This is a genomic window from Streptomyces sp. N50 (assembly GCF_033335955.1).
Classification (GTDB): Bacteria; Actinomycetota; Actinomycetes; order Streptomycetales; family Streptomycetaceae; genus Streptomyces.
The window spans coordinates 6,405,221-6,425,602 of sequence record NZ_CP137549.1 but is presented as its reverse complement, the minus strand read 5'-3'; the positions used below and the strand labels follow the sequence as shown (position 1 = coordinate 6,425,602).

Genomic DNA, 20,382 nt, shown 5'->3' with positions numbered 1-20,382 from the left:
CGACTCCATTGTTCCGGCTCTACTCGGTGGGGACCCAGGAAACTCCGTCCGCCCGACCGGCTGTCGGGGTACGGAAATGGACCGAGCGTCGCCGATCGTGGTGCATTCTCGCCGCCCGCACAAGGGGCTTCGTTACTGGGTAGTAACGGCCGGATAACCGAACAACGACCCGCCGGTATCGGTCGACGACGCTGGGTGTCATCGTGGGCCAGGACAAATCAGTTGACATTCGGACGGAATCCGACAGATCAACAGCCTCGACTTACTCCAAGTAACAGCGGCCGCGATTACCAAGATTTGGTAAAGCGCGGCCGCAGTGACACTCCGTCGGCAAATCTTTCACTCCGGCAACACAGGTCACGAGGTTTACCGACTGGTCAGAACCGGCCCCGCGCCCCGCTCAGAACAGCGCCCGCGCCAGGGCCCGCCGGGCCGCCGTCACCCTGGGGTCATCGGCCCCGACGACCTCGAACAGCTCCAGCAGCCGCAGCCGTACGGCGTCCCGGTCGTCACCCACCGTGCGCCGCACGGTGTCGATCAGCCGGCTGAAGGCGTCCTCGACATGACCGCCCACCAGATCCAGGTCGGCGGCGGCGATCTGCGCGGGCACGTCACCCGGCTTCTCGGCGGCCTCGGTGCGCACCTGCTGGGGGTCGAGCGTCGAGACACGGTGCAGCAACTCGGCCTGGGCGAGCCCCAGTTTGGCCTCGGAGTTGCCCGGGTCGTCGCTCAGCACGTTCTTGTAGGCCTGCACGGCACCGCCGAAGTCCCCCGCGTCCAGGGCCTGTACGGCGGCTTCGAGCAGCGCGTCGTACGGTCCCGCCGGCACCTCGGCGACGGCCTCGGGCCGGTCGCCCGGCGCGGCGTCGGGGTCGACGTCGAGACCGGTCAGGCCGAAGCGCTGCTCGGCGACCTGGATCAACTGGTCGAGGGTCTGCCGGATCTGCGGCTCGGCGGCGGCCCCCTGGAAGAGCGGGAGCGCCTGGCCGGCGACCACCGCGAAGACGGCCGGAATGCCCTGCACCCCGAACTGCTGCATCAGCATCTGATTGGCGTCGACGTCGATCCTGGCAAGGACGAAGCGCCCGTTGTAATCAAGCGCGAGCCGCTCCAGGAGCGGGCTCAGCTGCTTGCACGGCTCGCACCACTCGGCCCAGAAGTCGATGACGACCGGGACCTCGGTGGACCGCTGCAGGACCTCGCTCTCGAACCCCGCCTCATCTACGTCGATCACCAGGTCGGCCGGGGAGACGGCACCGCCGCCGCCCTGCCTGGCGGTCTCGGCGCGCGCCTGCTCCGCCTTGACCTTGGCCTCCTGGGCCGCCTTCACCGCGGCGAGGTCGACGACTCCGCTCATGGACATGTTCCGTGGCTGCATGCGTCTATCCTCCCCCGTCCGCGCGTGTGAATGAAAAGCGTTGTGAAAGCCGGTCTGCCGCAAGTCTGTTGTGAGTCTGCCGCGAGCTGTTCGGCGCCGGGTCCCCACCCCGCGCCCGTGGTTTCGCTACGACCCGTAGCGTAATAGCACAGGCCCCCTTCCGGATACCGATACCCGGTGATCTCCCTCACTGCACCACAGGAACCGCCGGTTATGGTCAAGGGATGCAGAGCAGCACTCCCGTCCCACGCGCCGCGGGACGCCCCCGCAGCACCACCGCGGACACCGCGATCCTGGCGGCGACCCGGGAGGCCCTGGTCGAACTCGGCTGGTCCAAGCTCACGTTGGGAGACGTCGCCACGCGCGCGGGGGTTGCGAAAACGACCCTCTACCGCCGCTGGGCCGGCAAGAACGAGCTGGTCGTCGACGCGGTGGCGGAGCTCTTCGACGAACTCCGCCTCCCCGACCGGGGCACGCTGGCCGCCGACATCGAGGGCGTGGTCCTCCAGTTCGCGGCGATCCTGGCCCGCCCGGAGGCGAAGAGCGGCCTGATGGCGGTGGTGGCCGAGTCGATCCGCGACGACGCCCTGCGGGACCGCATCCGCGAATCGATCGTCGACCGCCAGAAACGCCTGGTCCTGGAGGGCAGAGCCCGCGCCCAAGCCCGCGGCGAACTCCCCCGGAAACCGACCCGGAGGAAGCCGCCCGCACAGCCGACCTCATCTTCGACGTGGTGGCGGGCGCGGTGGTCCACCGCACCCTGGTAAGCGCCGAACCGGCCGACGAACGCTGGGTCCACAGCTTCACCCAGGTCCTGCTGCTGGGCCTGACGTCACTCAGCGGCACGTAGAAGAAGAAGCGGGCCCTAGAACCCGGCAGGCTCCGTGTAAACCCCCCACTCGTCCCGCAGCACCCCACAGATCTCCCCCAGCGTCGCCTCCGCCCGCGCAGCGTCCAGCATCGGGCCGATCATGTTCGACCCGTCGCGCGCCGCCGCGAGCATCGCGTCCAGGGCCGCCCCTGCGGCCGCCTCGTCCCGTGCGCCCTTGCGCGTGCCCAACTCCTGGATCTGGTCCCGCTCCACCTCGTGGCTGACGCGCAGAATTTCCAGGTCGCCGGTTACGGAGCCGTGGTGGACGTTCACACCGACGACCCGCTTGTCGCCCTTCTCGACGGACCGCTGGTACTGGAACGCGGCCTCGGCGATCTCGCCGGTGAACCAGCCGTCCTCGATGCCGCGCAGGATGCCGGAGGTGATCGGGCCGATCGGATGCTGTCCGTCCGGGTGGGCCCGCAGGCCCCGCTCCCTGATCTGCTCGAAGATCTTCTCGGCGTCCGCCTCGATGCGGTCGGTGAGCTGCTCGACGTACCACGAACCGCCCAGCGGATCCGCGACGTTGGCGACCCCGGTCTCCTCCATCAGCACCTGCTGCGTGCGCAGCGCGATCTCCGCCGCCTGCTCGCTCGGCAGCGCGAGGGTCTCGTCCAGGGCGTTGGTGTGCAGCGAGTTGGTCCCGCCGAGGACCGCCGCCAGTGCCTCGACCGCCGTACGGACCACGTTGTTGTACGGCTGCTGCGCGGTCAGCGAGACGCCGGCGGTCTGGGTGTGGAAGCGCAGCCACTGGGCCTTCTCGGACTTGGCGCCGTAGACGTCCCGCATCCAGCGGGCCCAAATCCTGCGCGCCGCGCGGAACTTGGCGATCTCCTCGAAGAAGTCGACGTGCGCGTCGAAGAAGAAGGACAGGCCGGGCGCGAAGACGTCCACGTCCATGCCCCGGGACAGGCCGAGTTCGACGTACCCGAAGCCGTCGGCCAGCGTGTACGCCAGCTCCTGCGCGGCCGTGGAGCCGGCCTCGCGGATGTGGTAGCCGGAGACGGACAGCGGCTTGTAGGCGCGGATGCCGGTCGCGCAGTACTCCATGAGGTCGCCGATGAGGCGCAGGTGCGGCTCGGGCTGGAAGAGCCACTCCTTCTGAGCGATGTACTCCTTGAAGATGTCCGTCTGGAGCGTGCCGTTGAGGACGGCAGGGTCCACGCCCTGCCGCTCGGCCGCCACCAGGTACATGCAGAAGACGGGGACGGCCGGTCCGCTGATCGTCATCGATGTCGTCACATCGCCGAGCGGGATGTCCTTGAAGAGGACCTCCATGTCGGCCGCGGAGTCGATGGCGACCCCGCAGTGCCCGACCTCGCCGAGCGAGCGCGGGTCGTCGGAGTCGCGGCCCATCAGGGTCGGCATGTCGAAGGCCACCGACAGACCCCCGCCGCCGTTGGCCAGGATCTTCTTGTACCGCTCGTTGGTCTGCTCGGCATTCCCGAACCCGGCGAACTGCCGGATCGTCCAGGTCCGCCCCCGGTAGCCCGTGGCGTACAGCCCGCGCGTGTAGGGGTACTCGCCGGGCCATCCGATCCGCTCGAAGCCGTCGTACGTGTCCCCGGGGCGAGGCCCGTACACCGGCTCGACCGGGTCCCCGGAGAGCGTGGTGAAGTCGGCCTCACGCGTGCGTGCGGCGTCGAACCGGGCCTGCCAGCGTCGGCGGCCCTCTGCGATGGCGTCAGCGTCCATACCCTCGAATTTACTAGGACGTCCTAGTAAATGTCGATGGCTGACCGCCGTACGCGACCCGTACGGCGGTGGAAGCGGTGCGGCTCAGACCTTCGCGGCGACCGGAGCCGGCTCGGCGAAGTGGCCCTCCAGCTCGTGGCTGATCTTCCGCTCGACGAAGAACGCGGCCGTCGGGATCGTGCCCGCGAGGAGCACCCACAGCTGCTTGCCGACCGGCCACTTCGCCTTGGAGCCCAGGTCGAAGGCGAAGAGGAGGTAGACGACGTACAGCCAGCCGTGCGCGATGGCGACGACCTCGGTGAAGCTCCCGGCGCCGTCGATCTTCAGGAGGTACTTGGCGATCATGCTCAGGCAGAGCAGGACCAGCAGCACACCCGTGGTGTACGCCAAAACGCGGTAGCGGGTGAACACGCTCTTTTTCATGAGGACGAGCGTAACCACCCGTTCCGGGCGATCTTTCCCCGGGTCGGCGGCCCGGGTCACTCCTCGTCGAAGTCCTCCGCCGCGACCCTCAGCGGCCGCAGCATCGCGAAGATCTCCCCGCACTCCTCGGCGTCGTAGGCACTCAGCCCGAAGTCCATCTCCATCAGGTCGCGGGTGGCCGCGTCGCAGACCTCGCGGCCCTTGTCGGTGATGGAGGCGAGGGTGCCGCGGCCGTCGTTGGGGTTGGGGCGCCTGGCGACGAGACCGGACCTCGCCAGCCGGTCCACGGTGTTCGTCACCGACGTGGGGTGCACCATGAGCCGCTCGCCGATCTTGGACATCGGCAGCTCGCCCGCCTTGGAGAAGGTGAGCAGCACGAGTGCCTCATAGCGCGCGAAGGTCAGTCCGTACGGCTTGACGACCGCGTCGACCTCGGCGAGCAGGATCTGCTGCGCCCGCATGATCGAGGTGATGGCGGCCATGGACGGCACGTTTCCCCAGCGCTGTTTCCAGTGTTCGTCGGCGCGGGCGATGGGGTCGAAAGGAAGACTGAGCGGCTTTGACACGGCACCAGACCTTACCGGCCGGTCACATCGTGGTCAGCCCCGTCTCGCCCATCGGTCCCGGGGACCGCGCCGACGGCCCGGTGTCGCGCCCGGGCGGACCGACCACCTTGTGTCAGGATTGCCAGGATTACTGACTGATTGTCACTGAATATCCCCCTCGCGCAAGGGAGCGGCATGTCCCGGCTGATCCGCACGTTCGCGGCACTCACGGTCCTCGGGCTCGCGGTGGGCTGTTCGTCCGCGTCCGACGTCGACGAGGCCTCCGTCGCCGGTGCCCGGTCCAAGGGGCCGATGGGCGACACGACCTTCTGGGTCGACCCGGCGAGTCCGGCGGCCGAGCAGATCCAGATGTGGGAGCGGGAGGGGCGCAAGCAGGACGCCGCCCTGCTCAAGCGGATCGCCGACGAGCCGACCGCGCTGTGGCCGGCCGGTGAGATCGACCCCGGCCCGGTGATCAGGGCGGCGACCGCGGCCGCGCGCCAGGAGGGTCGTACGGCGCTCTTCGTCGCGTACGACATCCCGCACCGCGACTGCGGTCAGCACTCGGCCGGCGGGGCGGGGGACGCCGACGCCTACCGGGCCTGGATCGGGAAGTTCGCCGACGCGCTGGGGGATTCCAAGGCACTGGTCGTGCTGGAGCCCGACGCCGTCGCGCACATGGTGGACGGCTGCACGCCCGGCGAATACCAGGGCGAGCGGGAGCAGTTGCTGAGCGAGGCGGTCGTGCGGCTGAAGCAGCAGTCGGGGACGAGGGTGTATCTCGACGCGGGCAACCCGTCCTGGATCCAGGACTCCTCGAAGCTCGTGGAGCCGCTGAAGCGGGCCGGGGTCGAGGAGGCCGACGGGTTCTCGCTCAACGTGTCCAACTTCCAGACGGACGCGGTGACGAAGAAGTACGGCGTCCAGCTGTCGCGGGACCTCGGCGGCAAGCACTTCGTCGTCGACACCAGCCGCAACGGCAACGGCCCGCTGGACGGCGCCTGGTGCAACCCGCCGGGCCGGGGCCTCGGCACCCGGCCGACCACCGACACCGGCGAGCAGGCCCTGGACGCCTATCTGTGGATCAAGCGGCCCGGCGCCTCGGACGGCACCTGCGAGGGCGGCCCGGACGCCGGTCAGTGGTGGCCGGAGTACGCCCTGGAGCTGGCTCGCAACTCCAAGGCGTAGCAAGGCAGTTCAGCTCGCCCCGGTCAACTTCACTGGACCTGGATCCACTTGGCCTCCGACGGCGTGCCCTGCGCGTCCGTCACGAAGAGCATGTACCAGCCGGGCGGCACCAGGGCCCGGTCGTTCGGGACGTCCACCGTCACCGACTTGCCGTCCTTGACGAGGCCGAGTTCGATGGAGCGCTGCTCGACGTCCGTCGTGTGCGTGACCGAACTCGGCCGCATCAGGCGGGCCTTGACGACCCGTTCGGGGTGGTCGGTGCGGAAGGTCGCGCGGTGGTGCCGGTCCAGGGTCTGCGGACCGTCTTGCAGTACGGGCCTGTTGGTGCCGTTCTTGTGCAGCGCGGGCGGGGTGAAGATCTCCATGCGCTGCTCGAAGTGGCCGAGTTTGGTGTTGGCCTGGTCGTCGAAGAGCGGGTCGGAGCCGAACGTGACGACCCGGCCGTCGGGCAACAGCAGTGCCTCGGAATGGTAGTTGCGGCCGACCATCGGGGCGGCGGCCTCGCGGAAGGCGTTGCCCTTCGGGTCGTAGAACTGCGCCTTGAAGATGTTGCTGGCGCTGCGGCCGCGGTAGTCCGAGGAACCGTTCGTGGTGAAGACCGAGTCGTCCGGCATGATCACGCTGTTCAAGTACCGGGTGCCCTGGGGGAGGTTGGGGCCGTCCTTGAAGACCGGGCTGTCCTGCTTGAGGTCGACGACCGCGGTGCGCGGGGTCGACTTCTTGGACTCGCCGACGCCTCCGCCGCCGAGGATCATCACCTTCTGGTCCTGCGCGGGCGGCAGGAGGAGCGAGGACGAGGTCTCGGTCTCGTCGGGGTCGTTGAGGCCCGCGACCTTGGTGAACTTGTTGGTCTTCAGGTCCCAAAGGCCGGGCTCGCGGCCCTTGTTGGCGGGTCCGTAGCCGGCGTTCGAGGCCGGGTAGAAGAGCTTGCCGCCCTTGGTGAGGAAGAGGGCCGGGTAGGTGGGGAAGTAACGCTTGGGGCCCGGGGTCCACTTCTTGGTCTTCGGGTCGTAGATCTCGTTGTCGCCCTGGTCGATGACGCCGACGTCGTCGAGGCCGGAGACGGCGAGGACGCGGCCGTCGTCGAGGCCGACGAGGGTCGGGTACCAACGGGCCTTCTCCATCGGGTCGACCGGGATGTACCGCTCAGCCTTCGGGTCGAACTCGTAGGCGGCGCGGATGCCTTGGTAGTCCTGCTTCTCCAGGGTGATCTTCTCGGAGAGGCCGTACGTGTTGTTCGCGTCCTTGCCCTTCAGGCCGACGATGTCGTACTGGGCCTGGTTCTCGGTGACCGACATCGGGCCCGCCTCGGCGGCCTCGACGAAGACACGGACCTCGCTCGCGGTGACCTTGGTCTGCCAAGGCTGCATCACACCGCGGGCGTTGTACGTCACCTTGAACTCGCGCTTGGCCTTGGGGACGGTCACGTCGAACTTGCTGACGTAGTCGACGCCGGCCGGGGAGCGGAAGACGGTGCCCTTCTTCAGGAACATCGCCTTGTTCGGGCTCTCGTTCTTGACGCGCATACCGCCGCCGGCCCGCTTGACCTCGCCGTCGAGGAGTTCGTAGCGGGCGGTGCCGCCGGCCACCAGCAGGTTGCCGCTGGGGAGTTGGCTGTGTCCGCCGCAGAAGAAGTCGACCGGGGTCGGGATCTTCTTGAAGGTGTTGGCCTTCGGATCCCACAACACGGTGTCGAACGAACCCGCGTTGAATTTCTTCTGCTCGTTCCCCGACCCGGCCACGATCAGCACCTTGCCGGTGTGCAGGAGCGAGGCGTGGATGGCGTTGGTCCGGTACTTCTTCGGGATGTCGATCTGGTCCCAGGAGCCGTACTTGGCCATGTAGTCGGGCCGCGTGATCTTGTACTCGTGGTACTGCTCACCGGCGAAGTCCAGGGCGGCCGGGGCGTTGAGACCGGCCAGGACGGCGATGCCGCCGATGCCGAGGACGGTCTTCCTGGTTTTCTGGGACGGCTGGAAGGCCATGGTCTAGTTGCCCCCTGTCGTGGTGCTGGAGACGGACGGACCCGCCCCGGTGGTGGCGAGCGCGGGCTCGGCGGTGTCGAGAGTGCGGGCGCCGCCGAGCAGCGACCGCCGCTCCCGGCGCTCCTTGAGCAGCGACCCGGCCCAAACCCCCAGCGGCGCAAGGGAGATGACCATCCCGAGGACGGCCCAGGTGCGCATGGCGGCATGGGTGTGGTCGAGCACGACCGAGGCGGCCAGCGAGGTCGCCAGGAGGATCGCCCAGAAGAGATGGATCCGGAAGGTCATCACCCGGTCCGGGCTGGCGTCGCCGCCCTTGGGGGTGACGACGAACCGGCTGGGACGGCGGATCAACGCCTCTCCGAAGGACTTGAGATAGATGGGCGCGGAGAGCGCGGACATCGCCATGCCCGCCAGACCGCCCGACCCTTCCGGCTCGTGCGGGGAGACGTTGTGCCGCCGGTTCCAGAGATAGAGCCCGATCTGGAGCGCGGCCGCATCGCTGTAGAGCATCAGCCACACAGAGGCCGCGACCTGCGTACCGGACGCCCCGAACCACAGGAACAGGAAGCAACTCATGATGCCCAGCAGCCAGTTGACGGCCGTCATCGGGTAGTAGACGAGCATCATCGTGTACGAGAACAGCCGCCCCGGAGGCATCGTGAACGGCGCCTTCCAGTACTGCTTGATGAGCGTCTCGTACGTCCCGCGCGACCACCGCATCTGCTGGGTGAAGAAGTCGGTCCAGGAGGCCGGCCCCTCCCCCACCGCGAGCACGTCCGGGGTGTAGACGGACCGCCAGTGCGTACGGGTCAACGGGTTGCGGTGCCGATGCAGCTCGAAGCCGGTGGCCATGTCCTCGGTGATGGAGTCGTAGAGCCCGCCGATCTGCTTGAGGGCGGCCATCCGTACGACGTTGTTGGTGCCGACGAACATGGGGGCGCGGTAGCGGTTTCCGGCGCGCTGGATGAGCGCGTGGAAGAGGAACTGCTGGGACTCGGCGGCCTTGGTGACGGGGTTGTGGTAGTTCCCGTACACCTGCGGTCCTACGACGAAGGCGACATCGGGGTCACGGAAGTAACCCATCATCCGCTCAAGGAAGTTGGGGAGCGGCACGTGGTCGGTGTCGACGGAGGCGAAGAACTCGTAGTCGCCGCCGTGCATGGCGATCCAGGCGTTGTAATTCCCGTGCTTCGTACGGGCCTTGTGGACACCCTTGGGGCGGTTCCACTCGGGAACTCCGTGCCGCGTGAAGTGCCGTACGCCCAACTCGGCGCACAGGGCCTTGGCTTGCTCGTCGTCACCCTCGTCGAGGAGCCACACGTCGACCGGCCCGGTGTGCGTGACCCTGACCGCGCCTTCGAGAGTGGCGCGGACCATGGAGAGGGGTTCCTTGCCCGGGACGTACGTCGTGAGGAAGGCGACGCGGGTGCCGGGGGCGGGAGTTACGGGGATCGGGTCGCGGGCGACCAGCGTGGCGTGGGCGACGGAGGCGACGTTGACGACCATGAACAGCTCGATGAGGCCGATGGCTATCAGCATCGTGACGTCGAGCCCGACCATCCACTCCTGACCGCCCTCGCGCTCGACCCAGTGGGAGGGCCAGACGAGATAGACGAGCAGGGCGGCGGTGAGCACCGGGGCGAGGCTCATCAGGAGGACAGCGCGTATTCGGTGGGGCTCGCGCGAGAGGAGCGAGGTGTACTGCACCTGGTACGACCCACCGGACGGCTCGGTGAGCGGCCCGGCCAGTCGGCTGTAGGTGTCGTAGTCGTAGCCCTCCGGCCGCACAGCGCCCTCCAATGATTGAGGAGTGATCGACGCCCGGGTCCGAGGAACCGCTGGGTTCCGAAGATCGACCGGGCCGATACCCACACACAAGTGGAGATATAGGGGCGTGTCGAACTGGGTGCGTCCAGGTGGGTGGGGAGTTGACTCCGGCGGCGGAACGGGTGCCTCCGGCGGTGGAGCGGGGTTCGGGGGTGGCTCGGGGAGAATGCCCCGGTCATGATCCTCAGCAGCGTCCCGGAGGCATCCGCATGCACGACACCGCCGATCTCATCGCCGAGACCTATGCGCTCGGCGCCGGACCATGGACGTCGGCGCCCGTCACGCGGGGGGCGCTGGGACAGATCTGGAAGCTGTCGGGCAACGGTTCCTCCTGGGCCGTCAAGGAACTCCTCTTCGGCTGCGACGAGGCCCAGGTCCGCCGGGAGGCCGCGTTACGGCAGGCCGCGGAGAAGCTGGGGATCGCGTCGCCGCGGCTGATGCGGAATCGGGAGGGGGCGTACGTCTCCCACCTCCCGCCACCTTCCGACGGCTCCCACATCAAGCTGTACGACTGGATCGACGGCACCCCCGCGGACGTGTCCGACCCGGACGTCCTGGACTGGTTCGGGCGGACCATGGCGCTGCTGCACAGGGCGGGCGAGGGCGAGAGTGTGATGCCGTCCGCCTGGTACGAGCGGTGCCCGGGGGACGGCGAGTGGGCGAAGCTGCACGCGGAGGTCGGGCGGGCGGGGATGCCGTGGGCGGACGAGCTGGGCCGGTTCATCGCCGGCTCCGCACGGGAGTTGGCGCACTGGGTGACTCCGTCCGACCCCGGCGACCTGGTGACGTCCCATCTCGATCTGCAACCCCAGAACGTCCTGGTCGGCCGGGACGGTCCGGCCCTCCTGGACTGGGACAATGCCGGATCCACGTCTGCGGAACGGGAGTTGGCCCGCGCCCTGTTCGTGTGGTCGGGCGGTAACGCGGGGGACGTGGAGGCGGGCGTGCGGGTGGCGCGGGCGTATCGGAGTGCCGGTGGGCGTGCTGTCGTACAGGGTCCGCAGTCGTTCTCGATGCTCTTCGCGACCGCGCTGAACTATGTGCGGGTACAGGCAGAGTGCGCGATCGACCCGGAAGTGACCTCAGAACAACGGGAGTTCGCGAGCGGTCAGGTCGTCGCCTCGTTGGGGTGGGTGCCGGATCCGGGGGTTGTCTCCCGGTTACACACGGCGCTGGAGCGGGTGTGGTGACCGACTGCGGGGCTGTGGTGGGGAGTTGGGAATGACGGTTCTGGTGTCGGTGTGGGGAGCGGCTCCCGGGGCCGGCAAGTCGACGCTGTGCGCCGGGCTGTCCCGGTCGCTCGCCGGGGCGGGGCTGCGGGTGGATCACTTCCGCGAGGAGGAGATCCTGAGCCGGTCCGAATTCGCCGCGGTGGCCGAGGAGTTCGGGGCGACGGGAGCGGTCGGTCCGGAGACGCTGGCCGCGGCGGCGGAGCGGTATGTCGCTTCCGGCCTGGCGCGCGGCGACGACGTGGTGGTCGCGGACGCGCTGGTGCCGTTCGTGCCGACGTTGCTGGCGATGGGGCACAGCGCGGAGACGATCGACGCGTTCATGACCGACCTCACGGGAGTACTGGCCCCGGTCCGTCCGGTGGTGGTCTTCCTCGACGGGGATGCCGGGGCCGCGCTGTCCCGGGCCGTGGAACGGGAGGGGCCGGAGTGGCTCGACCGGTACGTCGGGAAACTCGCCGCGTACAAAGTGAGTCCGCCGGTGTCCGACCTCGCGTCGGCGGTGACGTACCTGGGGCGCGAGCGGGCGGTGACGCTCGATGTGGTGCGGCGGCACGGGTGGGGGCTCGTGGTGGTGGAGCGGGTGGATGAGCTGACGCCGGGTGAGGTGCTGGGGGCGGTGGAACAGGGACTCAAGCCCTGGCTCCCTCAGTTGCCCTGACTTCAGGGGCGGCGGGCCTCGAACCCTTGCTCCCCCAGCCCCTGACTCCTCCGACCTCCCTGGCCCGCCCCCGCCGGACGGCGCTCGCCCACTTCGCTACTCCGCCAGGTGTCGCTCGACCGTCTCCACCTTGGACGTGAGGCCGTCCGTCACGCCGGGGCGGATGTCCGCCTTGAGGACCACGGAGACGCGCGGGGCGCGGGCCTCGACGGCGGCGACGGCGCGCTTGACCACGTCCATCACCTCGTCCCACTCGCCCTCGATGGACGTGAACATCGCGTCTGTGCGGTTGGGCAGGCCGGACTCGCGGACCACGCGGACGGCGTCGGCGACGTACTCCCCCACGTCCTCGCCGACACCGAGGGGCGTCACGGAGAAGGCGACGATCATGCGTTCACGATCCCTTCCTGGCGGGCGCGGGAGGCGATGACGGCGTTCTCGGCCTCGCGCTTGAGCTTGCGCTCGGCGAAGAAGCCGCCGGTGGGCAGCACGGAGAGAACGAAGTAGAAGGCGGCGGTCTTGGCGCCCCACTTCGTGCGGTTCCAGGCGTCGGCCCAGAAGAGGACGTAGAGGATGAAGAGGACGCCGTGGACCATGCCCATGACGGGCACCGCGTTGAAGTCCGTGGTCCGCTTCAGCACCGAGCAGACGAGCAGCAGGAGGAAGGACACGGCCTCGGGGGCCGACACCAGGCGGAGGCGGCGGAGGGCGGTGGCGGTCTTGATGTCCACGGGTCACCTTCGGTGAGGGAGACGTCCACAGTTTGTGAACGCGAGCACAAACGTTCACCCATTGTGGCAAACGGCTGAGCGAGCCGAGACTGGGGGTCCGTCGCCGAGCCCCCGGGAGTGCCCGTGCAGTTCGTTTTCTTCATGACGCTGCCCGGCCTGGTGGTCCTGCTGACCGCGCTCGCGTTCCTCGACCAGCTGCTCCTGAGGATGGGCCGCGCCGGAGTGCTCCCCTGGCGGAACTCCGGGCGCCAGGGGCAGATATCCGCGACCGGCTTCGAGCAGCTGCACGCGAGCCTGTCGCCGGGCAAGCAGACCGAGCTGAAGGAACGGCAGAGCGCGCTGGTCATGCGGGACGACGAGGAGGACGGGGACCCGCCCTGGTCGACCGTCGACCTGCGCGCGGGGACCGCGGTCATCCGGCTGACCACACCCCGAGACACGGCGTAGGCCGCCCTTAGGGGGCAGGTCAGGGTCGTTCTCCACCCACGGGCCCTGTCCTCGACCGCACCCCTCCGGCTACCTTCGCTGCGTGGCGATGTTTCGGCTCCAGGGCAGCAAGGTGCTCGCCGTCGACATGACCGGGGACGCCGTGAAGGCGAAGAACGGCTCGATGGTCGCGTACGACGGGCAGATGGCCTTCAAGAAGATGACCGGCGGCGGTGAGGGCATCCGGGGGATGGTGACCCGGCGGCTCACCGGTGAGCAGATGACGGTGATGGAGGTGAGGGGGCAGGGGACGTGCTGGTTCGCGGACCGGGCCTCCGAGATCAACCTCGTGAATCTCCAGGGGGACAAGCTGTACGTGGAGTCGAGCAATCTGCTCGTGACCGACGCCGGGCTGCGCACCGGAACGACCTTCACCGGGCTGCGCGGCGCCTCGCAGGGGAACGGGCTGTTCACGACGACCGTCGAGGGGCACGGCCAGGCGGCGATCATGTCGGACGGCCCGGCCGTGGTGCTGCGGGTCAGCCGGCAGTACCCGCTGACCGTCGACCCCGGCGCGTACATCGCGCACCAGGGAAATCTGCAGCAGTCCTTCCAGTCCGGTGTGACCTTCCGCACGTTCTTCGGGGAGGGCGGCGGCGAGGCCTTCCAGATCCGCTTCGAGGGCGACGGGCTCGTCTACGTCCAGCCCAGCGAGCGGAACACGATCGCGGGGGACGTGTGACATGGCGTTCACCGAGATCAACTCGAAGATGATCCAGGCCACGGTCGTGCCGGGCCAGCGGCTGTTCAGTCAGCGCGGCGCGATGCTCGCCTACAAGGGCGACGTCTCCTTCACCCCGAACATCCAGGGCGGCCAGGGCGGTGTGATGTCGATGCTCGGCCGCCGGGTGGCGAACGAGGCGACCCCCCTGATGACGGTCGAGGGCAGCGGCACCGTGATGTTCGGTCACGGCGGCCACCACATCCAGATCATCGAGCTCACCGGAGACACCCTCTACGTGGAGGCCGACCGCCTCCTCGCCTTCGAGGGCACCCTCCAGCAGGGCACGATGTTCATGGGCTCGCAGGGCGGGGTGATGGGCATGGTCCGCGGCCAGGTCACCGGCCAGGGCCTGTTCACCACCACCCTCCAGGGGCAGGGCGCGGTCGCCGTGATGGCCCACGGCGGCGTCTTCGAGGTCCCGATCACCCCGGGGCGCCCGGTCCATGTCGACCCGCAGGCCTACGTCGCCCACCACGGCGACGTACGCAACAAGCTGTCCGCGGCGCTCGGTTGGCGCGACATGGTGGGCCGGGGCTCCGGCGAGGCGTTCCAGCTGGAGCTGAGCGGCAGCGGCGCGGTGTACGTCCAGGCGTCGGAGGAGAAGCTGTGAGCCAGTACGCGGGGTCCGGCCCCACGGTCTACGACCCGATGACCCTCCCGGTCGACGACAACGTCAACAAGTACACCTTCTGCGTGGAGCTCAAGGGGAGCCAGTGGTTCCTGCAGAAGGGGAAGATGATCGCCTACTACGGCTCGATGGAGTTCAACGGCATCGGGCACGGGCGACTCGACCGACTTGTCCGTACGTCCTTCCATTCGCCTCTGCACGCGAGCGACTGGGTCGTGGCGGACGGCTCGGGCAAGATGCTGCTCGCCGACCGGGCCTTCGACGTCAACGCGTACGACCTCGAAGACGCCAACATGACCATTCGCTCGGGCAACCTGCTCGCTTTTCAGCCAAGTCTCGCTCTCAAGCAGTCGATTGTTCCCGGCTTTCTGACACTCATCGGAACGGGCAAGATCGTGGCCGCGTCGAGCGGCCCGGTGGTGTTCGTGGAACCCCCGATCCGGGTGGACCCGCAGGCCCTCGTCGGCTGGGCCGACTGCCCCTCCCCCTGCCATCACTACGACCACGCGTACATGACCGGCCTGATGGGCGGTCTACGTGCGATGACGGGCATCGGCGGGGCCTCCGGGGAGGAGCACCAGTTCGAGTTCGTCGGGGCGGGCACGGTGCTGCTCCAGTCCTCGGAGAACCTGATGCCCGAGCAGGCCACAGGGGTTGTGCCGCACGAGCCGGGGGTACCGGGCGGGGGCGGGGTCCCCACAGGCCCCGCACAGCAAGCAGGCGCACCGCGCCTTCCCGGACAGCTGGGGGACCTCCAGCGTCGCTTCGGGCTGTGAGCGGTAGTCTGCGGAGTGTGACGTCGAACGTGTGCGCGCCGTCACGCCACCCTCACTAGTTCGCCTTTCAACATTTTAGGTAGACTTCATTCATGGAGACCGAGACGGCCACGCGCTGGCTGACCGATGAGGAGCAGTGCGCCTGGCGCACCCATCTGGAGGTCAACAGGCTGCTGACGTACCAACTCGAGAAGGACCTGCAGCCGTTCGGCCTGACGATGAACGACTACGAGATCCTGGTGAACCTCTCGGAGGCGGAGGACGTACGGCTGCGGATGAGCGACCTCGCGGCCGCCACGCTCCAGTCCAAGAGCCGCCTCTCGCACCAGATCACCCGCATGGAGAACGCGGATCTGGTCCGCCGGGAGAACTGCGAGTCGGACCGCCGGGGGCTGTACGCCGTCCTCACCGAGCACGGCCTGGAGACGATGAAGAAGGTCGCGCCCCACCACGTGGCGTCCGTACGCCGCCACTTCATCGACCTCGTCACCCCCGAGGGCCTGTCGGACCTCAGCAGCACGTTGAAGCCGATCGCGGAACACCTGCGGGGTCAACGGGGACGCCCCTGACCGTCCCTCCCGGCGGGGCCGTTCTGGGGGCTCCGCCCCCAGACCCCCATCGGCCCTGAAGGGGCCTCGTCCTCAAACGCCGGACGGGCTGAGTATTGCCGGCCCGCACTGGAGAGGCACCGGACGGATTGAGTGTTGCCGACCTGGGTTGGAGAGGCACCGGACAGGCTGAATATTGCCGCCCTGCGTTGGAGAGGCACCGGACGGGCTGGCTGAATATTGGCCACCTGCGCTGGAGAGGCCCCGGACGGCTGCATGACAACCGCCCGGGACCTGCAATGCCGGGGCACGACAACGCCCTGCTTTTAGGGGCGCGGGGAACTGCGCGACCAGCCACGACGCACCGGCAGCCAAGACACAACCCCCGCACCCCCGCCACCACCCCGGCAACCACAAAACAAACCCCCAACGGCACCCGCCCCACCAGCAGCCCCGTCACCACCGACCCACCCGAACTCCCCGCGTTCACCGCCATGTTGACCCACGCCCCGGCCTGAGTCCGCGCCGCCGGCACGGCCACCTCATCGGCGAGCAGATACGCGGTGGTCAACGCCGGCGCCACAAAAAGCCCCGCACACCCAACCGCCACGGTGAGCGACCACACCCCCGGGGCAAACCCCGCCGCGGCCAACACCACCCCGAGCCCCAACGCGGCCCCGGACAGCCGAACCCGCGCAGCCGTACGCCAGTTGACCGCCCCGTTCACGAGCCCACCCACCACACTGCCAGCCGACAACGCCGCCAGCACCCACGGCACCACGTCATCGCCGTACCCCCGCTCCTCCACGAACGCCATCACCAGCAGATAGACCGCACTCAGCGCGAGCCCCGTCCCCCCGGCCACGACCACCGGACCGAGCAGCCCGCGAACCCGCGCCGGCCTCAACCCCCGCCCCGCGCCTGCCGATACACGCACACCCGACAGCGCCGGTGACAGGACGAACGCGATCGTCCCGGTCACGATGAGAGCCGCGCTGAGCAGCACCCCGGCAGCCGGTGGAGCGAAGCTGAGCACCCCGCCGACCGCCAACGGGCCGACGACGTACAGGAGTTCCTCCGCGACACCGTCGAGGCTGTACGCGCGCTGCAACAACCCACGGTCACCGACGAGTTCGGCCCACACGGAGCGCATCGTGGGTCCAAGCGGGGGCGCGCACATGCCCGTCAGCGCGGCCACCGCGCCGAGCACCACCTCCGGCGTCCCGGGGCTCCAGCTCACCGCCGCGAGGACGCACAGGAGACCGCCGTAGAGCATCGCCATGGGGAGGAGGGCGCGGCGCGGGCCGTGGCGGTCGACCAGGGCGGCGCGCAGGGGCAGGAGGAGGACGGTCGCGGTGCCGAAGACGGCCATGATCGTGCCGGCGGCGGCGTAGGAGCCGGTGGCGCGGACGACCGCGAGCAGGACCGCCGGGGAGACCATGCCGTACGACAGGCGGCCTACGAGTGCGGCGGCGAACGTGCGTCGGGCGTACGGGACTTGGAGTACGGCGGCATACGAAGGGCACGCCGGAGCCGGCGTGGAAGAGGACGCGGACATGCGAGAGGTTCCTCAACTGGAGGCATGGGAAAGGGACGCCGGTGTGTTCGGCGTGCCCTATGCCAAGAGGAGGAACATGCGGTCAACGTACCAACGGGACAAGGGCGTTGACCATCGAGTTAGCTCTCCGCGCCCCCGCGATCACCCTTCTGTGATGCCCGCGATCAGTTCGTCCGCCGCCCGGTACGGGTCCAACTCCCCCGCCACGATCCGCTCCGCGAGCGCACTCAGCCGTCGGTCCCCGTGCAGGTCGCCGATGCGGGCGCGCAGGGCCGTCACCGCGATCGTCTCGACCTCACGGGCCGCCCGGGCCGCCCGGCGCTCCGCGAGGACTCCGTGCTCCTCCATCCACGCCCGGTGCTTCTCCAGGGCCTCCACGACCTCGTCGATGCCCTCGGCGCGGGACGCGACCGTCTTGACGATCGGGGGGCGCCAGTCGCCGGGGCCGCGGGACTCGCCCAGGCCGAGCATGTGGTTCAGCTCGCGGGCGGTCGCGTCGGCTCCGTCGCGGTCGGCCTTGTTGACGACGTAGACATCGCCGATCTCCAGGATTCCGGCCTTCGCCGCCTGGATGCCGTCGCCCATCCCGGGGGCCAGCAACACCACACTCGTGTCCGCCTGGGAGGCGATCTCGACCTCCGACTGGCCCACCCCGACCGTCTCGACCAGGATCACGTCGCAGCCCGCCGCGTCCAGGACGCGGATCGCCTGCGGGGCCGACCAGGCGAGGCCGCCGAGGTGGCCGCGGGTGGCCATCGAGCGGATGTAGACGCCGGGGTCGGAGGAGTGGTCCGACATGCGGACGCGGTCGCCGAGCAGGGCGCCGCCGGAGAACGGCGAGGACGGGTCGACGGCCAGGACGCCGACCCGCCTGCCCTGCTTGCGGTACGCCGTGACCAGCGCGGACGTGGACGTGGACTTGCCCACGCCCGGCGATCCGGTGAGGCCGACGACGTAGGCGCCGCCGGTCAGCGGTGCGAGGGTCGCCATGATCTCCCGGAGTTGGGGGGACGCCCCCTCCACCAGGGAGATCAGCCGGGCCACGGCCCGCGGCCGGCCTTCCCTGGCCTGGGCCACCAGCGAGGCGACGTCCTGCATCACGGCTCCGATCCCTTGCGGATGTGCGAGTCCCTTGCGGGTGTGCGAGAAGGTACTGCTGCTCAGGCCTTGGGTACCCGCACGATCAGCGCGTCACCCTGACCGCCGCCGCCGCACAGCGCCGCCGCGCCGACCCCGCCGCCACGCCGCTTGAGCTCCAGGGCCAGGTGCAGGACGAGCCGGGCGCCGGACATGCCGATGGGGTGGCCCAGGGCGATCGCGCCGCCGTTGACGTTCACCTTTTCCGTGGACACCCCGAGGTCCTTCATTGACTGCACCGCTACGGCGGCGAAGGCCTCGTTGATCTCGATCAGGTCGAGGTTCTCGACCTCCAGGCCCTCCTTCTTGAGGGCGTGCAGGATCGCGTTCGAGGGCTGCGACTGGAGGGAGTTGTCGGGTCCCGCCACATTTCCGTGGGCGCCGATCTCGGCGATCCACTCCAGGCCCAGCTCCTGCGCCTTGGTCTTGCTCATCACGACCACGGCCGCCGCACCGTCCGAGATCTGCGAGGCGGAACCGGCGGTGATCGTGCCGTCCTTGGTGAACGCCGGGCGCAGCTTGCCGAGCGACTCGAACGTGGTCTCCGCGCGGATGCCCTCGTCCTTGCTGAAGACGACCGCGTCGCCCTTGCGCTGCGGGATCTCGACCGGGGTGATCTCGGCCTCGAAGACGCCGTTCTGCTGGGCGGCCGCGGCCCGCTGGTGGGACAGGGCGGCGATCTCGTCCTGCTCGGGGCGCTGGATGCCCAGGCGCGTGTTGTGCTTCTCCGTGGACTCGCCCATCGCGATGTTCTCGAAGGCGTCGGTCAGGCCGTCGTAGGCCATCGCGTCGAGCATCTCGATCGCGCCGTACTTGTATCCCTCGCGGGACTTGGGGAGCAGGTGGGGGGCGTTGGTCATGGACTCCTGGCCGCCCGCGACGATCACGTCGAACTCACCTGCACGGATGAGCTGGTCGGCGAGCGCGATGGCGTCGAGGCCCGAGAGGCACACCTTGTTGATGGTGAGCGCGGGGACGCTCATGGGGATGCCCGCCTTGACGGCGGCCTGGCGTGCCGGGATCTGCCCTGCCCCGGCCTGGAGCACCTGGCCCATGATCACGTACTGCACCTGGTCGCCACCGATACCCGCACGGTCGAGGGCGGCCTTGATCGCGAAGCCGCCGAGATCGGCTCCGGAGAAGGACTTCAGGGAGCCCAGCAGGCGTCCCATGGGCGTCCGGGCGCCCGAGACGATCACCGAGGTCGTGCTGTTCGTTCCAGACATGAGGTGCGATCCCCTTCCAGCGTGTTTCAGCTGAGGAGTGAACGAGGGTTTACTTGAAATGTACTGAGCGGTAGTCCACCCCGTCATCGGGCCGTCGGTGTGATCGCGCGCACGTTGCGTAACCACCGCGCGAGCGCTGCACTACATACATGCTGACGCGAATCGACCACATCGGGATCGCCTGCTTCGACCTCGACAGGACGGTGGAGTTCTACCGGGCCACGTACGGCTTCGAGGTGTTCCACTCCGAGGTCAACGAGGAGCAGGGTGTCCGCGAGGCCATGTTGAAGATCAACAACACGGACGACGGCGGCGCCTCCTACCTCCAGCTCCTGGAGCCGACCCGCGAGGACTCCGCCGTGGGGAAGTGGCTGGCGAAGAACGGGGAGGGGGTCCACCACATCGCCTTCGGTACGGCGGATGTCGACACGGACTCCGAGGACATCCGCGGGAAGGGCGTACGCGTTCTGTACGAGGAGCCCCGGATCGGTTCCATGGGGTCACGGATCACGTTCCTGCACCCAAAGGATTGCCATGGCGTACTGACAGAACTGGTCACTTCGGCGCCTGTTGAGTCACCTGAGCACTGACCCTCGTACATATGGGCCGGTAGGGTTGGGGTCGGTCGTCGCTCGCAACCAGGGCAACGGCATGCCGGGGTCCGGGTTTCGGGGGGCGAGCGTCGGGCAGCAGCCCATGCTCCGTCGTTGATCTGACACCATTCCCCGGGAGCACCGTTCGGTGGATGGACGGCGCTCGTTGGAGT

The 20,382-nt window shown here is 69.0% G+C and carries 20 protein-coding genes and 1 pseudogene; 10 read left to right on the top strand and 11 right to left on the bottom strand.

What is annotated here, in order from left to right; genetic code table 11:
• Positions 1 to 400: 400 nt before the first annotated feature.
• Entirely contained in the window at positions 401 to 1,378 is a 978-nt protein-coding gene (locus R2B38_RS29110) for a tetratricopeptide repeat protein (protein ID WP_033285446.1), read from the bottom strand.
• Between the two features lie 224 nt (positions 1,379 to 1,602).
• Between R2B38_RS29110 and R2B38_RS29105 the strand changes: the two are divergent.
• Positions 1,603 to 2,228: pseudogene (locus tag R2B38_RS29105) on the top strand (TetR/AcrR family transcriptional regulator).
• A gap of 15 nt (positions 2,229 to 2,243) precedes the next feature.
• Here R2B38_RS29105 and R2B38_RS29100 read toward each other — a convergent pair.
• The 3 genes from R2B38_RS29100 to R2B38_RS29090 form a co-directional block, all read right to left on the bottom strand.
• Positions 2,244 to 3,944 (bottom strand): methylmalonyl-CoA mutase, encoded by a 1,701-nt coding sequence (locus tag R2B38_RS29100; protein ID WP_318018876.1) that lies wholly within the window; start codon positions 3,942 to 3,944, stop codon positions 2,244 to 2,246.
• Positions 3,945 to 4,028: 84 nt separating this feature from the next.
• Positions 4,029 to 4,367: a DUF3817 domain-containing protein gene (locus R2B38_RS29095; protein WP_318018875.1), complete on the bottom strand. Its 339-nt coding sequence runs from the start codon at positions 4,365 to 4,367 to the stop codon at positions 4,029 to 4,031.
• Between the two features lie 56 nt (positions 4,368 to 4,423).
• On the bottom strand, positions 4,424 to 4,933 hold the full coding sequence (locus R2B38_RS29090) for a MarR family transcriptional regulator (RefSeq protein ID WP_318018874.1): 510 nt from the start codon (positions 4,931 to 4,933) through the stop codon (positions 4,424 to 4,426).
• 174 nt (positions 4,934 to 5,107) lie between these two features.
• Here R2B38_RS29090 and R2B38_RS29085 point away from each other — a divergent pair, with 174 nt between their 5' ends.
• Positions 5,108 to 6,100: a glycoside hydrolase family 6 protein gene (locus R2B38_RS29085; protein ID WP_318018873.1), complete on the top strand. Its 993-nt coding sequence runs from the start codon at positions 5,108 to 5,110 to the stop codon at positions 6,098 to 6,100.
• A 29-nt stretch (positions 6,101 to 6,129) separates the two neighbouring features.
• On the opposite strand, the gene R2B38_RS29080 is transcribed toward R2B38_RS29085, so the two are convergent.
• The gene (locus tag R2B38_RS29080) at positions 6,130 to 8,085 is read right to left on the bottom strand and encodes a kelch motif-containing protein (protein ID WP_318018872.1); all 1,956 of its coding nucleotides are present in this window, start codon (positions 8,083 to 8,085) and stop codon (positions 6,130 to 6,132) included.
• A 3-nt stretch (positions 8,086 to 8,088) separates the two neighbouring features.
• Complete coding sequence (locus R2B38_RS29075) at positions 8,089 to 9,873, bottom strand: cellulose synthase catalytic subunit (RefSeq protein WP_318018871.1); 1,785 nt, start codon at positions 9,871 to 9,873, stop codon at positions 8,089 to 8,091.
• 248 nt (positions 9,874 to 10,121) lie between these two features.
• Between R2B38_RS29075 and R2B38_RS29070 the strand changes: the two genes are divergently transcribed.
• Together R2B38_RS29070 and R2B38_RS29065 are read left to right on the top strand one after the other, a co-directional pair.
• The gene (locus R2B38_RS29070; RefSeq protein ID WP_318018870.1) at positions 10,122 to 11,102 is read left to right on the top strand and encodes a phosphotransferase enzyme family protein; all 981 of its coding nucleotides are present in this window, start codon (positions 10,122 to 10,124) and stop codon (positions 11,100 to 11,102) included.
• Between the two features lie 31 nt (positions 11,103 to 11,133).
• Positions 11,134 to 11,802 carry a hypothetical protein gene (locus R2B38_RS29065; RefSeq protein WP_318018869.1) on the top strand — a complete coding sequence of 223 codons (669 nt, stop codon included), beginning with the start codon at positions 11,134 to 11,136 and terminating at the stop codon, positions 11,800 to 11,802.
• 96 nt (positions 11,803 to 11,898) lie between these two features.
• On the opposite strand, the gene R2B38_RS29060 is transcribed toward R2B38_RS29065, so the two are convergent.
• Positions 11,899 to 12,192: an MTH1187 family thiamine-binding protein gene (locus R2B38_RS29060; RefSeq protein WP_019060761.1), complete on the bottom strand. Its 294-nt coding sequence runs from the start codon at positions 12,190 to 12,192 to the stop codon at positions 11,899 to 11,901.
• Complete coding sequence (locus R2B38_RS29055; RefSeq protein WP_318018868.1) at positions 12,189 to 12,533, bottom strand: DUF3817 domain-containing protein; 345 nt, start codon at positions 12,531 to 12,533, stop codon at positions 12,189 to 12,191. The genes R2B38_RS29060 and R2B38_RS29055 overlap by 4 nt, the downstream gene beginning before the upstream one ends.
• A gap of 123 nt (positions 12,534 to 12,656) precedes the next feature.
• Between R2B38_RS29055 and R2B38_RS29050 the strand changes: the two genes are divergently transcribed.
• From R2B38_RS29050 to R2B38_RS29030, 5 genes are all read left to right on the top strand, one after another.
• A complete protein-coding gene (locus R2B38_RS29050; protein ID WP_318018867.1) occupies positions 12,657 to 12,980 on the top strand; it encodes a DUF6191 domain-containing protein in 324 nt (107 codons plus the stop codon).
• 88 nt (positions 12,981 to 13,068) lie between these two features.
• Entirely contained in the window at positions 13,069 to 13,701 is a 633-nt protein-coding gene (locus R2B38_RS29045) for an AIM24 family protein (RefSeq protein WP_033285470.1), read from the top strand.
• Position 13,702: 1 nt separating this feature from the next.
• The gene (locus R2B38_RS29040) at positions 13,703 to 14,353 is read left to right on the top strand and encodes an AIM24 family protein (RefSeq protein WP_318018866.1); all 651 of its coding nucleotides are present in this window, start codon (positions 13,703 to 13,705) and stop codon (positions 14,351 to 14,353) included.
• Positions 14,350 to 15,147 carry an AIM24 family protein gene (locus tag R2B38_RS29035; RefSeq protein ID WP_318018865.1) on the top strand — a complete coding sequence of 266 codons (798 nt, stop codon included), beginning with the start codon at positions 14,350 to 14,352 and terminating at the stop codon, positions 15,145 to 15,147. The genes R2B38_RS29040 and R2B38_RS29035 overlap by 4 nt, the downstream gene beginning before the upstream one ends.
• 92 nt (positions 15,148 to 15,239) lie before the next feature.
• Positions 15,240 to 15,716, top strand: coding sequence for a MarR family winged helix-turn-helix transcriptional regulator (locus tag R2B38_RS29030; RefSeq protein ID WP_318018864.1), 477 nt, complete (start codon positions 15,240 to 15,242; stop codon positions 15,714 to 15,716).
• Here the strand turns inward: R2B38_RS29030 and R2B38_RS29025 are convergent.
• From R2B38_RS29025 to R2B38_RS29015, 3 genes are all read right to left on the bottom strand, one after another.
• Positions 15,658 to 17,253 (bottom strand): MFS transporter, encoded by a 1,596-nt coding sequence (locus R2B38_RS29025; RefSeq protein ID WP_318018863.1) that lies wholly within the window; start codon positions 17,251 to 17,253, stop codon positions 15,658 to 15,660. The genes R2B38_RS29030 and R2B38_RS29025 overlap by 59 nt on opposite strands.
• 141 nt (positions 17,254 to 17,394) lie before the next feature.
• On the bottom strand, positions 17,395 to 18,351 hold the full coding sequence (gene meaB, locus R2B38_RS29020) for a methylmalonyl Co-A mutase-associated GTPase MeaB (RefSeq protein WP_318021816.1): 957 nt from the start codon (positions 18,349 to 18,351) through the stop codon (positions 17,395 to 17,397).
• 62 nt (positions 18,352 to 18,413) lie between these two features.
• Positions 18,414 to 19,616, bottom strand: coding sequence for an acetyl-CoA C-acetyltransferase (locus tag R2B38_RS29015; protein WP_318018862.1), 1,203 nt, complete (start codon positions 19,614 to 19,616; stop codon positions 18,414 to 18,416).
• Between the two features lie 149 nt (positions 19,617 to 19,765).
• On the opposite strand from R2B38_RS29015, the gene mce reads away from it, so the two are divergent.
• Positions 19,766 to 20,206 (top strand): methylmalonyl-CoA epimerase, encoded by a 441-nt coding sequence (gene mce, locus R2B38_RS29010; RefSeq protein ID WP_318018861.1) that lies wholly within the window; start codon positions 19,766 to 19,768, stop codon positions 20,204 to 20,206.
• Positions 20,207 to 20,382: the final 176 nt, after the last annotated feature.

Bases quoted from the DNA above. Each gene is read 5' to 3' on its own strand.
- R2B38_RS29110 (WP_033285446.1), bottom strand. From the start codon at position 1,378: ATGCAGCCACGGAACATGTCCATGAGCGGAGTCGTCGACCTCGCCGCG.
- R2B38_RS29100 (WP_318018876.1), bottom strand. From the start codon at position 3,944: ATGGACGCTGACGCCATCGCAGAGGGCCGCCGACGCTGGCAGGCCCGG.
- R2B38_RS29095 (WP_318018875.1), bottom strand. From the start codon at position 4,367: ATGAAAAAGAGCGTGTTCACCCGCTACCGCGTTTTGGCGTACACCACG.
- R2B38_RS29085 (WP_318018873.1), top strand. From the start codon at position 5,108: ATGTCCCGGCTGATCCGCACGTTCGCGGCACTCACGGTCCTCGGGCTC.
- R2B38_RS29080 (WP_318018872.1), bottom strand. From the start codon at position 8,085: ATGGCCTTCCAGCCGTCCCAGAAAACCAGGAAGACCGTCCTCGGCATC.
- R2B38_RS29070 (WP_318018870.1), top strand. From the start codon at position 10,122: ATGCACGACACCGCCGATCTCATCGCCGAGACCTATGCGCTCGGCGCC.
- R2B38_RS29065 (WP_318018869.1), top strand. From the start codon at position 11,134: ATGACGGTTCTGGTGTCGGTGTGGGGAGCGGCTCCCGGGGCCGGCAAG.
- R2B38_RS29060 (WP_019060761.1), bottom strand. From the start codon at position 12,192: ATGATCGTCGCCTTCTCCGTGACGCCCCTCGGTGTCGGCGAGGACGTG.
- R2B38_RS29045 (WP_033285470.1), top strand. From the start codon at position 13,069: ATGTTTCGGCTCCAGGGCAGCAAGGTGCTCGCCGTCGACATGACCGGG.
- R2B38_RS29040 (WP_318018866.1), top strand. From the start codon at position 13,703: ATGGCGTTCACCGAGATCAACTCGAAGATGATCCAGGCCACGGTCGTG.
- R2B38_RS29030 (WP_318018864.1), top strand. From the start codon at position 15,240: ATGGAGACCGAGACGGCCACGCGCTGGCTGACCGATGAGGAGCAGTGC.
- R2B38_RS29025 (WP_318018863.1), bottom strand. From the start codon at position 17,253: ATGTCCGCGTCCTCTTCCACGCCGGCTCCGGCGTGCCCTTCGTATGCC.
- meaB (WP_318021816.1), bottom strand. From the start codon at position 18,351: ATGCAGGACGTCGCCTCGCTGGTGGCCCAGGCCAGGGAAGGCCGGCCG.
- R2B38_RS29015 (WP_318018862.1), bottom strand. From the start codon at position 19,616: ATGTCTGGAACGAACAGCACGACCTCGGTGATCGTCTCGGGCGCCCGG.
- mce (WP_318018861.1), top strand. From the start codon at position 19,766: ATGCTGACGCGAATCGACCACATCGGGATCGCCTGCTTCGACCTCGAC.